The organism is Ochrobactrum sp. P6BSIII (assembly GCF_014138065.1).
Lineage (GTDB): Bacteria > Pseudomonadota > Alphaproteobacteria > Rhizobiales > Rhizobiaceae > Brucella.
Map to the genome: position 1 here is coordinate 78,731 of NZ_JACGXB010000020.1, position 12,608 is coordinate 91,338.

Sequence of the window (12,608 nt, forward strand, 5' to 3'; positions counted from 1 at the left end):
GTTCAGTCAGCACAAAGTGATAGAACCTGCCTCGCACTTTTTTGAAGTTCTTTAGTTGAATGCAATCTGGGTTTTCATCGATTGCGTTTTATCCGACGCGATATCGAAGGCTCTCAGCGCATCGGCCAGCGGCAGGGTCTGCGTGATGAGCGGTTTGACGTCGATCAACCCGTCCTGCATGAGCTTTACAGCGAGACCGAATTCTTCGTGGAATCGGAAAGAACCGCGCAGATCGAGTTCCTTGGCCGTTATCGTGTTGATCGGCAGGTTCATCTCGCCGCCCACTCCGAGCTGTACGATGATGCCGCGCGGTCTAAGCGCGTGAATGCCTGCCACAAGAGCAGAGGCTGCGCCTGAACACTCATACAATATGTCGAATGCACCCTTGTTCTGGCTGAATTCGGCCAACCCTTCCGGGTTCTGCGAAAGATTGATCGTGCGATCCGCACCAGCTTTGCGCGCGAAATCCAGCGCTGGCCCGGAAATATCCGCCGCGACGATCTCCGCCGCTCCTGCGCGACGGGCCGACAGGATAGACAGAGTACCGATGGGACCGCAGCCGGTCACCAGCACACGCTTGCCCAAAATCTCGCCCGCGCGGCGCGTGGCATGCAGTGTGACCGCGAGCGGTTCAGCCATCGCCGCTTCACCGGCACTGAGACCATCGGCCTTCACACATTGGCTCGCCTGCGCGACGAGCCGTTCCCGAAACGCGCCTTGAATATGCGGGAAGGGCATCGCCGATCCGTAAAAGCGCATGTTGAAACAGTGGTTGGGCAGCCCTTTGAGGCAGTATTCGCAGTGACCGCAGGGACGGGACGGCGATATGGCGACCAGATCGCCGATGGCTAGCCCGGAAACGCCTTCGCCGAGCGCCGCGATATGACCGGAAACCTCGTGACCGAGGATCATCGGTTCCTTGACGCGCACGGTGCCGAAGCCGCCATGGTTGTAATAATGTAGGTCGGAGCCGCAAATTCCGCCAGTGGCGAGACGGATTTCAACCTCGCCGGGACCGGGCGTCTCGGGCTCACGCTCGTCAATGCGCAAATCCTTTGCAGCGTGGATGACAATCGCTTTCATCGCGTCCTCACAAAACCGGAATGTGGAGGGCCGGCCCACGAAGTGAGCCGACAAATGATTGAAGACCAGTATGCCCACAAGTCGCCCGTTTGAAACCCTTCATCGCGGCAAAACTCACAATTCATACGGCCTTGCTTATGCGCCAGAATGTACGGGCTGCTTCCTCCCATCACAAACAGAAAGAGCGGCCCGGTTTAGGGACACCGTTCCAGCTAGATGATCTTGTCATCCTTTCCATCTCCACACCGGTTCCGTTGTGACGCAAGTCAGGATTTGCATGACAGGTCCTTAACCATGAGTATCCATTCGCCCTCATCTGAACCTGGAAAAGGAAGAAACGAGCGTCTCGCCCATTCGGTGAAACCGCATCTTTGATATAGCTGATAGGCTCCGGTGTTGAAGCTTCCGACCAAAAGCGTCAGACGGTTGTAGCCCGCCAATCTTGCGATGCGTTCCGCCTCCGCGAGTAGCTGTGAGCCAAAGCCCTTGCCTTGATGTTCGGGATGGATCGCGATGGCAGAAATATACCATGTCCCTGCTGCCATATTCTTCAGCTCGTTCAATGGCACCACAATGTCTGGGACGGGTAGCGCCGACGTGGTTGGTTCAGGGATGACATATCCGTTCAAGGCTCCCACAGTCTCGCCTTGATGTTCGGCCACACGCCAATTCGAAAAGTGTGTGAAATGGTTTTCGACATTACGGATCACGTTGCGGCCGACCTCGAATGCGGATTGCCCCGGCGCAGCCATCTGTCCCCACAGAAATGAAGTCAGGCGGCGTGTCGCCATGTCGGCAAAAAGGACAAGATGGGCGCAATCCTCTTGGGTTGCAGACCGGAAAGTGATGGGTGGGAAGCTAGGTTGCAAGGGCATCTTTTCTCCAGGTTTCGACTGTCCAGACAATAAAAAACCCGCCGACCGAGAGGTGGGCAGGTTGCGAAAAACCCTATGATGACAAGGAGAACTAGCTCTCCAGAAACTCACGCCATCGCAGAATCAAAGCGCCACGCTGCACGATTATGCAGCGTCGGCGTCGTATAATGCGTGTAAAGCCAAGATTGATATTCATGGCAGTCAGAATGTTCGAAGATGTAAGAAAGGTCAATAGTTTTGGTTTTCGGCTGGTTGTTCTCGCAAAATTCCAAAACACTTGGAGGTCTGCTGCGTGGTCTTGGTTGCTGCCTTCGCCAATAAGATGAGGGCGCGCATTGGATGCGCGCCCTCAAATTCGTTACTCACTTGTTACTCGATCAGCTACAGCCGCTCGTTGCGCCGCATGTGTCACACTTCAGGCAGGTGCCGTTACGCACCATTGTGAAGTTCTGGCACTCGGTGCAGCTGTCGCCCGTATAACCCTGCATCATCGACTTGATGCGACGGTCGGCTTCGATCTTCTTTGCCGAGTTGGCGCTTTCGGCGCGGGCCGAAGCGGCGTCGGCAGCAGCCTTGTCGGAGAACAGTTCGGTTGCAGCCGAAGTTTCCTGCTGCTGCACCGGAGCGGTCTGTTCTTCAAACTCACGCTTGAAAGCCGTTGCACCTTCCGTCACCAGACCGATGGTCGCCGGGCGACCAGCCGGAGTGGCACTGGACTTCAAGGTCGTGACATTCGAAGCCTGTGGCGCCGATGCCGACGAACCCTTGGCTTCGCTGCCCGGCGTCGTGTTGGTCACCAGTGTCGGCTTGTAGCCGCGCGTCCAGCCGGTCGAAACCAGATTGGTCTTGCCTTCCTGGATACCCTTGCCGAGCGCCGTGTTAGAGAAATCGCTCGTGTCGACATGGGCGAGGTCGTTGCGGCCCAGATAGGACACGGCCAGTTCGCGGAACACATAGTCGATGATCGACGTTGCGGTCTTGATCGCGTCATTGCCGATGACGATGCCAGCCGGTTCGAACTTGGTGAAGGTGAATGCCTCCACATATTCTTCCAGCGGCACGCCATATTGCAGGCCGAGCGACACAGCGATGGCGAAGTTGTTCATCATCGCACGGAAAGCAGCGCCTTCCTTGTGCATATCGATGAAGATTTCGCCGAGGCGTCCATCACCGAACTCGCCGGTGCGCAGATAGACCTTGTGTCCGCCGACAACTGCCTTCTGGGTGTAGCCCTGACGGCGGTTCGGAAGCTTTTCGCGCTCATGTACGATCTTCTCGATGACCTTTTCGACGATGCGTTCCGTCACCTGAACGGCGCGGGCTGCGGCCGGTGCTTCGATCAGCGCTTCGACTGCATCATCTTCGTCTTCATCGTCCGAGATCAGCGCGGCGTTGAGCGGCTGCGAAAGCTTGGAACCGTCGCGATAAAGCGCATTGGCCTTCAGAGCCAGCTTCCAGGACAGCATGTAAGCGTTCTTGCAGTCTTCGACGGTCGCGTCGTTCGGCATGTTGATCGTCTTGGAGATCGCACCCGAAATGAATGGCTGTGCGGCAGCCATCATGCGGATGTGGCTATCCACCGACAGGTAACGCTTGCCGATCTTGCCGCATGGATTGGCGCAATCGAACACTGCGTAGTCTTCTTCTTTGAGGAACGGTGCGCCTTCGAGGGTCATTGCGCCGCAAACATGGATGTTGGCAGCTTCGATGTCCTTCTTGGAGAAGCCCAGAGCTGGCAGCATTTCAAACGAGAAATCGTTCAGCTGTTCGTCGGTGAGCTTCAGCACGTCCTTGCAGAAATCTTCGCCCAGCGTCCACTTGTTGAAAGCGAACTTGATGTCGAACGCGCTCTTGAGCGCTGCATTCAGGGCTTCGATCTTCTCATCGGTGAAGCCTTTGCCGCGCAGCGACGAAGGATTGACGCCCGGAGCCTGATTGATGTTGCCGTGGCCGACAGCATAGGCTTCGATTTCGGCAATCTGGCTTTCCGAGTAGCCGAGCGTGCGGAGTGCTTCCGGCACGGCGCGGTTGATGATCTTGAAGTAGCCGCCACCGGCCAGTTTCTTGAACTTCACCAGCGCAAAGTCAGGCTCGATGCCGGTCGTGTCGCAATCCATGACGAGGCCGATCGTGCCGGTTGGCGCGATAACGGTCGACTGGGCGTTGCGGTAGCCGTGCTTTTCACCGAGTTCCAGTGCCTTGTCCCAAGCCGCACGGGCGTGGGTGATCAGGTCCTGATCCGGGCAGTCTTCAGCAATCAGTGCAACCGGATTGACGGCGAGGCCTTCATAACCTTCCGTCTCGCCATGGGCGGCCAGACGATGGTTACGCATGACGCGTAGCATATGCTCGGCATTCGGCTCATAGCTTGGGAATGTACCCAGTTCCTTCGCCATTTCGGCGGAGGTTGCATAGGCAATGCCGGTCATGATGGCGGTCAGCGCACCGCAGATGGCGCGGCCTTCATCGGAGTCATAAGGAATACCGGATGTCATCAGCAGGCCGCCAATATTGGCATAGCCGAGGCCGAGCGTGCGGTATTCGTAGGAGAGGCGGGCAATTTCCTTGGACGGGAACTGCGCCATCATCACCGAGATTTCGAGAACGATGGTCCACAGGCGCGCCGTGTGCTCGTAAGCCGCAATGTCGAACGAACCGTCCTTGTTGCGATAGGTGAGCAGGTTGATCGACGCCAGATTACAAGCCGTGTCGTCAAGGAACATGTATTCCGAGCACGGGTTGGAGGCGCGGATCGGACCAGCGACCGGGCAGGTGTGCCAGTCGTTCATGGTCGTGTTGTAGTGCAGACCCGGATCAGCGGAGGCCCATGCGGCATAACCGATCTTTTCCCAAAGATCGCGCGCCTTCAAGGTCTTCATGACCTTGCCGTCCTTGCGTGCGGTCAGGTTCCAGTCGCTGTCGTTTTCGACGGCGCGCAGGAATTCGTCCTTCAGCGAGACGGAGTTGTTCGAGTTCTGGCCCGAAACCGTGAGATAGGCTTCCGAATCCCAGTCCGTGTCGTAGGTCTTGAACTGAATATCGGTATAGCCCTGACGCGCAAACTGGATCACCCGCTTGACGTAGTTTTCCGGAACCTGGTTCTTCTTGGCTGCCTTGATTTCGCGCTTCAGGGCAGGGTTCTTCGACGGATCGAAGCAATCATCATTATCGGCTTCGCAGTTGACGCAAGCCTTCATGATCGCGGCCAGATGCTGCTTGACGATCTTGGAACCGGTGACGAGCGAAGCGACCTTCTGCTCTTCCTTCACCTTCCAGTCGATATATTCTTCGATATCCGGATGGTCGATGTCGACAACCACCATCTTTGCGGCGCGACGCGTGGTGCCGCCCGACTTGATGGCGCCCGCAGCGCGGTCGCCGATCTTGAGGAAGCTCATCAGGCCAGACGACTTGCCGCCGCCGGAAAGCTTTTCGCCTTCGCCGCGCAGATGGCTGAAGTTGGACCCCGTGCCGGAGCCGTATTTGAACAGGCGCGCTTCGCGAACCCACAGGTCCATGATGCCGCCTTCATTGACCAGATCGTCAGCGACGGACTGGATGAAGCAGGCATGCGGCTGCGGATGTTCGTAGGACGACTTGGATTTGGTCAGCTTGCCGGTCTGCCAGTCGACATAGAAATGGCCCTGACCGGGACCGTCAATGCCGTAAGCCCAGTGCAGGCCGGTGTTGAACCATTGCGGGCTGTTCGGTGCGACGCGCTGGGTGGCGAGCATATAGGCAAGCTCATCACGGAAGGCGAGGGCGTCTTCTTCCGAACCGAAATAGCCGCCTTTCCAGCCCCAGTAGGTCCAGGTGCCGGCAAGACGGTCAAAAACCTGACAGGCATCCATCTCGGAGCCATAACGCTCGTTCTGCGGCAGCGATGCAAGCGCATCTTCATCGGCGACCGAGCGCCACAGCCACGACGGGACGTCGTTTTCTTCAACTTTCTTCAGATGGGCAGGCACGCCAGCCTTGCGGAAATATTTCTGCGCAAGAATGTCTGCTGCAACCTGGCTGAACTGAGCCGGTACATTGATGTTTTCCAGGCGGAATACGATGGATCCATCGGGATTTTTGATCTCGCTGGTCGCAGTCCGAAACGCGATGTCCGCATAGGCCGACTGATTCTCTTTCGTGAAACGGCGTTCGATCTTCATCTTTTCCATCCAAACGTTCTATATATAGTAGCGCCAAAGGTGAGTTTCCACCATGGCCCGCCACTTGCTGTCTGTACCGCGTCTCTGTTTGAAAGCCCTCCTGCGAGGAAGGGCTTCTTGGTGAGGATTCCGGCACATAACCGGGATCCCGAATTCTGTTTCTGCTGCATCCGGCGCATAACAAAACACCCCAAGGCAGCCAGAGCTATCCTCGTCAGGGGTATTGCAAACCAACAAATCAGCAGATCGAAAAATACTCTATCTTGTAAGAAGCATGAGCGCAAATACTAAATCTAGTGTTAACGCTCTTTCGTCATGTGGCTGCATCTGCTTCTCCAAAGGTGGTCCGGCCCGGAAATCGGGCACGACGAAGCCCGGAGCGACAACTACGCTGAATAAGCGCAACGCCCGTTCCAGAACTTGACTAACCTGAAAGAAAGACCGGCTATTCAGACGCCCGGCCACGCCACTTACGCAACGATAAGTTCATAAAAAACGACTCGGCTGCGAGCGTCAAGCATTGGTTTGTTGTAAGGCGCCTAACGCTAGATATTGTGCGTAAGGCGCTGGGGCTAATGTGGATAACGGGGAGAAGAGAAGCTTTTGTGAACGAAGCCGGCTAAAACGCTTTTACCCCTTTTTAACCAATCATTGAGGGCAATTATTGCGCAAAAACAGTGGGATCGAACGACGTTCTGATGCAGGGTCTGAGCAAAAAGCGCGAGATGGCGGCTCGAAATAGTCTGCTGTGAGCGATTGAAGCCTTGCACAGGACGCTGTGAATTTCGTTCCGGGAGCGATGCGGATAGTGATCACGAGGCTCTATAGGTGGATTTCCCGCTGGAAACGCTACGGATAGGCCGAGCAAGCGCAGATATGTAGCGTTAATGGAGAAATGACGCCGCTATTCAGCAGCGACTCTCATACCCGAATCACCAAAGCGCAGAAGAATCTGCTTCAGCTCGGTCTCTTCGACGCGCCTTGCCGCTTCATCCGGGCACACCCATTCGCAGATGCGCTGATCTTGTTCGGGCCAGCTTTTCTCCTGACCAGTAAAGCGGACAGCATAAACCGCGACCGAAAACTGGTTGATCCGCTCTGGCGGCATATCCATTTTGCAATAATTGAAGCTGCCGATGGGTTCGGGCGTGACATCGCCGCGAATGCCTGCTTCTTCGAAGGCTTCGCGCAAGGCTGTTTCAGCGAGTGTGCGACCGACTTGCGGCCAGCCCTTGGGGATGATCCAGCGGCCCGTACCGCGGCTTGTAATGACAAGCACCTGAAGAGCGCCCATTTCGCGACGATAGACGAGGGCCGCAACCTGCTGCAAACGGCCAGAAGGCGTAAGAATACGCTTTTCCGTTGCAATAAGTTGTTTGGCGACCGTCTTCACTGCGAAATTCCCTCTTTTCCTTAAAATGGAATGATTCGTCAAAATAACAACTGTTCAAATGCGCAACAGACCTTACAAAAGGACAAAAAAGTCCTTTATTTTAAAGCTACTATTGAAATACAGGGAGGGCGCGTTGCTATTCAACGCCGAACCTGACCGCTATCAGCGCCATTTCGACCATTTTCTTATAGCACGCGATTACGGCAGAAATATCCTTTTTTCTGTTTTCGTTTATTTTCGTTTTCCGCGTTTTTTGAGAGTGCCTTCTTTCTTTAAGAAAGCCCTCCATCCTGCTGGTTTTATACGCAGAACAATTGTGCCCAATAAAAAATGCCAGCCGGTTAGGGCTGGCATTTCGAATGTCTCAAGGTGCGATATGCTGGAACTTATCCGCGCTTGTCGCCGGCAATCGGCTCCAGATAGGTGTAGCCCATATCCCACGGGAAATAGATCCAGGTGTCCTGCGATACTTCGGTCACGAAGGTATCAACCAGCGGGCGGCCTTTCGGCTTGGCATAAACCGTTGCAAAATGCGCCTTTGGCATCATTTCACGGACGATGGCGGCAGTCTTGCCGGTATCGGTAAGGTCGTCGACGACGATCACGCCTTCGCCGCCATTTTCCAGAAGCTGTTCGCCGATGCCTTTCAGGATCTGCATTTCGCCCTGCGACGTGTAGTCGTGATAGGAGGCAATGCAGACGGTTTCGATAAGGCGGATGCCGAGTTCGCGGCAGATAATGGCCGCAGGCACCAGGCCGCCGCGCGTAATCGCGACGATTGCACGCCAATCGCGCCCCATGCCGGAAATGCGCCAGGCAAGCGCGCGGGCATCGCGGTGGAACTGATCCCAGGATACGGGAAAGGCTTTATCGGGCAAGGACATCGAAACGCTCCATGGAACAGTCCGTGGGCTGTGGCCCACAGACTGGCTAAACCAAAAATGCGCGATGACCACCGTCAAGCGCGCTGAACTGTGTAGACCTTTGCTTCCACCGTCTGCGCCCACGTTAAGGGGCTGCAACACGATGAAAAGGTTTCTTCAACCCGGCACAGTCAGCGCCGGGTAGTGCTGATAACCGCAAAAACACCGATCTTGCAAGTCTGTTATGGCTTGAAGGGGCTTGATGCGACGAATTGGGGATAATTGCCCGCTCGATATGAGCGGACATGTTACCGCGAAAACAATGTCAGAACGGGAAGTTCATTGAGCATTGAACGAGTCACGCCACCGAATACCAGCTCGCGCAGACGCGAATGGCTATAGGCGCCCATGACGAGCAGATCGGCACGCTCCGCGATGATATGTTCCCGCAGCGCATCCTGTGCATAGCGTCCATTCGAACCGAGCGGCGTGACATTCACCTCGATACCATGGCGAGCAATGGATTCAGCCAGCTCGGTGCCGGCGAGCGCCTCGTCCTCGCCCTCGGCTTCTGGCGGGTCGACCCATACGATTTCAGTACGGCCAGCCTGTTTCATCAGGGGCAGGGCATCGAATGCGGCGCGCGCCGCTTCTCGCTTGCCGTTGAAGGCAACAACAATCCGGTCCAGTGACAATGGCTGTGTCACAGGTGCATAAGGTACGAGCAGAACCGGGCAGCTTGAATTGAAGACAATCGTGTCGGCGGTTTCGTCATTGGTGGCCGGATCGTCGGGATCCGGCTGGCCTGCAACCAGCAATTCCGCACCGAGACACGAGGTCAGAACGCCATCGGCAGCGGTGCCGGTTTCCGAGCGGGTGATACGGAATTCGAAATGCGCATCCTGACGGCGCATCTCTTCTTCAAAAACATGTTTCAGCCGCTCTGACAGTTCCTTGTGCTGCTTGTCATGCAGTTCGAACATGCCGGGATCGATAAACCCGTTGGGATCGGCATATACGATGGGAGAGGGGATGGAATAGAGGCCGATGACATGAAGATCGGGCACTTTTCGCATCAAAAGCGCGATGGCGGACAGAACCCGCTTCAGCTCGGCTTCGCTCCGGGAATAGGCAACCACCGTTTTGTAGGTCATGACCGATCTCCTTCCAGCTGTGTTTCCATTTTAGCATAGAATGCAACGAGTTGCGCACGCAAAAGGTTGCAAGACTTAAAGGAAGTGTTTTCGAATATGCCAGTTTGGTCAGCTTGCGCCGGAAGCCACCAGCCCGGCAATCATGGCGTCAATTTCGGCAGCTGCCGCATCGATCTTCTGCGGATCGCTGCCGCGCACCACAAGCTCGGTGCTGAAGCGTCCATTCTCGAATTTCGGATAGGAACCGATGATCGTATCGAGGTTCTGCTTCTGGATTTCGGCCAGCGGCGCGCCGATGACGCCTTCGCCGAAGGGGCAGAGCACAGCGCGTGACAAAAGCTTGCGGCCGGTCCGCAAGGTGGGGATTACATTGTCCAGCATGGCCTGAAATACCGACGGAACGCCCGCCATCACATAGACATTGCCAATGTGAAAGCCTGGCGCGGAAGAAACCGGATTGTCGATATGTTCCGACCCTTGCGGCATACGGGCCATGCGCTTGCGGGAATCGGTGAATTCCAGACCGCGCCGCGCATAATTGTCGCCGAGAAGCTTCATGGCCTTTTCATCATAGATGCAGGGCACACCAAAGGCTTTTGAAACGGCGTCGGCAGTGATGTCGTCATGGGTCGGGCCAATACCGCCCGAAGTGAAGACATAATCAAAATTCGGACGCAGGGCATTGAGCGCGGCGACAATGGCGTCTTCCTCGTCCGGTACGATGCGCACTTCCTTGAGATCGATACCCACAGCGGTCAGCAGATCGGCGAGATGCCCGATGTTCTTGTCCTTGGTGCGCCCGGAGAGAAGTTCGTCGCCAATGGCGAGCATTGCAGCCCTGACGGCCTGCTGCGAAGTGTCGGTCATGCCCAGACTCCATTTCAATTTGGCGACAGTTAAGCCTCAGGCGCACCGCGCCGCAACCGGTTTGTCGCAAAAGACAAAATGTTCCTCCGTTCGGTCATCTTCCCAAAATAAAAATGCTCTCTAGTTGAGTGAATGCGGAAAAGGGGTTCCGCAAAACCGAAAACGGAGACGTCAGATGGTAAAAGTTCTGGTGCTGTACTATTCGTCCTACGGGCATATGGAGCAGATGGCCAAGGCTGCGGCAGAAGGCGCGCGCGAAGGCGGCGCGGAAGTCACGATCAAGCGGGTGCCCGAACTGGTTCCGCTCGAAGTCGCCAAGGCCTCGCATTATAAGGTCGATCAGGACGCAGCCATCGCATCGCCGAACGATCTGGTCGAATATGACGCCATTATATTGGGCACCGCGACCCGCTACGGCATGATGGCCGCGCAGATGAAAAACTTTCTCGACCAGACCGGTGGTCTGTGGGCCAAGGGCGCGCTGCTCAACAAGGTCGGCTCGGTGATGGTTTCAACGGCGACGCAGCATGGCGGCGCGGAACTGGCCTTGATTTCGGCGCAGTGGCAGTTGCAGCATCATGGCATGATCATCGTGCCGCTTTCCTATGCCTATCAGGGGCAGATGGGCAATGATGTGGTGCGTGGCGGGGCGCCTTACGGCATGACGACGACGGCAGATGGCGACGGTTCGCGCCAGCCATCGGCACAGGAACTGGAAGGTGCACGTTTTCAGGGCAAGCGTGTCGCAGAAATCACCGCCAAACTGCACGGCTGAAGGCATTTCATCAAAAACAAAAGCCGCCGGGAAAACACGGCGGCTTTTGCATGAAAAATTGTGGTGCGGTCGGCGGGAAACAGCGGGTTTTCACAACAACCGTTGATTTTAAAAGGTTTTTCGTTACCGAAAGTCTACGTTTTGTAGCGATCTTTGTAGCGGTAGTCAACGATCTACGTACGCATCGCGAAAGGCCGTGGAAATCGGATGATAAAATTCAAGACTAGTTGAAGTGCGCTGTGTTCCAGCTAATCTATAACTACTTATGTAACGGATTGAGCGCGCCATAAATGTCCCAAATTCCAACTGTTAATGTTCCGACAAAGAGTGGACAATATCCATTATTGATTGAGCTAGGACGATCTCTGGTTATCGTTGGGGCTAATGGTGCCGGTAAAACGAGACTTGGAGTTTTTATCGAAGATACTCTCCCATTTGATCAAGTAATGCGTATTGCCGCGCATCGTTCTCTTCATTTGTCTGATAAGCTGTCGGCTGTAAGCTTTGATAGAGCTGTCATAGGATTAAGAACTGGCTTTATCGATAGTAGCAGCAATTTCGCGGGCAGTAGAAAATCTTCAAAGTATCAACAAAAACCTGCGGTGACTCTTGTAAATGATTTCGATTTTTTATTGCAAGCATTATTTGCGGAGCAAAGTCGCGCTGCAATTTCACACCTTACAGAGCACAGTAGAAATTTAAAGGCGCTGCCGCCAGTTACGTTGCTCGGAAGGTTGGTCCGTATTTGGAGTGAACTATTACCTCATAGAAAATTAATGCCACGAGAATTGGATGTTCAGGTTGGGTTGCCAGACACAGAGACAACTTTGTCTTACTCCGGCTCAGATATGAGCGATGGAGAAAGGGTAATTTTTTACATGATTGGACAGTGTCTGCTAGCCCCTGAAAACTCAGTGATCATCGTTGATGAGCCAGAGCTGCATGTACATAAAGCAATACTTTCAAAATTATGGGATACCATTGAAGCTGAGCGAGCAGACTGTGCTTTCGTCTATATTACTCATGACTTGGATTTCGTCACAGCCAGACCCGCAGCGCAGAAGGTTTATGTCTCATCATACATTCCGAAACCTCAATGGGAAGTTACAGAAATTCCCTCGGATACCGGATTGTCCGAACGACTCATAGCCGAGTTAGTTGGCTCGCGTCAGCCGATTCTTTTTGTTGAAGGCAACAGGGAAAGTTTGGATGCAACAATTTATCGGTCAGTATATTCAAACTTTCTGGTGGAGCCAATAGGAAGCTGTACATCTGTAATTCACGCTGTTTCATCCTTTGCTAGCCATTCAGCGTTCCACCGCATGGGGTGTATTTCAGGATGTGTGTTGATTTGTACTGAGAAGTGACCCGGCATTTGCGCCGAGAATTGACCCGCCTGTTAGTTATGTTTCGGGTCGATAGTAGTGGTCAAGTTCCT

At 54.8% G+C, this 12,608-nt stretch carries 9 protein-coding genes; 2 read left to right on the top strand and 7 right to left on the bottom strand.

Features of this window, described 5'->3' with window-relative positions; genetic code table 11:
* Positions 1–51 precede the first annotated feature (51 nt).
* The 7 genes from FHW00_RS21740 to FHW00_RS21770 all read right to left on the bottom strand — a co-directional run bounded on the left by FHW00_RS21740 (position 52) and on the right by FHW00_RS21770 (position 10,395).
* On the bottom strand, positions 52–1,083 hold the full coding sequence (locus FHW00_RS21740; protein WP_078340448.1) for an L-idonate 5-dehydrogenase: 1,032 nt from the start codon (positions 1,081–1,083) through the stop codon (positions 52–54).
* A gap of 266 nt (positions 1,084–1,349) precedes the next feature.
* Complete coding sequence (locus tag FHW00_RS21745; protein WP_078340449.1) at positions 1,350–1,958, bottom strand: GNAT family N-acetyltransferase; 609 nt, start codon at positions 1,956–1,958, stop codon at positions 1,350–1,352.
* 377 nt (positions 1,959–2,335) lie between these two features.
* Entirely contained in the window at positions 2,336–6,118 is a 3,783-nt protein-coding gene (locus FHW00_RS21750) for a vitamin B12-dependent ribonucleotide reductase (protein WP_078340461.1), read from the bottom strand.
* Between the two features lie 904 nt (positions 6,119–7,022).
* A complete protein-coding gene (locus FHW00_RS21755; protein WP_078340450.1) occupies positions 7,023–7,511 on the bottom strand; it encodes an NUDIX hydrolase in 489 nt (162 codons plus the stop codon).
* A gap of 386 nt (positions 7,512–7,897) precedes the next feature.
* Complete coding sequence (gene gpt / locus FHW00_RS21760) at positions 7,898–8,395, bottom strand: xanthine phosphoribosyltransferase (RefSeq protein ID WP_078340451.1); 498 nt, start codon at positions 8,393–8,395, stop codon at positions 7,898–7,900.
* 287 nt (positions 8,396–8,682) lie between these two features.
* Positions 8,683–9,528, bottom strand: a complete 846-nt coding sequence (locus tag FHW00_RS21765; RefSeq protein ID WP_113533573.1) for a universal stress protein — start codon at positions 9,526–9,528, stop codon at positions 8,683–8,685.
* 108 nt (positions 9,529–9,636) lie between these two features.
* A complete protein-coding gene (locus tag FHW00_RS21770; RefSeq protein ID WP_078340452.1) occupies positions 9,637–10,395 on the bottom strand; it encodes a competence/damage-inducible protein A in 759 nt (252 codons plus the stop codon).
* 175 nt (positions 10,396–10,570) lie between these two features.
* On the opposite strand from FHW00_RS21770, the gene wrbA reads away from it, so the two are divergent.
* Both wrbA and FHW00_RS21780 read left to right on the top strand, forming a co-directional pair.
* Positions 10,571–11,170: an NAD(P)H:quinone oxidoreductase type IV gene (wrbA, locus tag FHW00_RS21775; protein ID WP_078340453.1), complete on the top strand. Its 600-nt coding sequence runs from the start codon at positions 10,571–10,573 to the stop codon at positions 11,168–11,170.
* 290 nt (positions 11,171–11,460) lie between these two features.
* The gene (locus FHW00_RS21780) at positions 11,461–12,537 is read left to right on the top strand and encodes an AAA family ATPase (RefSeq protein WP_078340454.1); all 1,077 of its coding nucleotides are present in this window, start codon (positions 11,461–11,463) and stop codon (positions 12,535–12,537) included.
* Positions 12,538–12,608 lie beyond the last annotated feature (71 nt).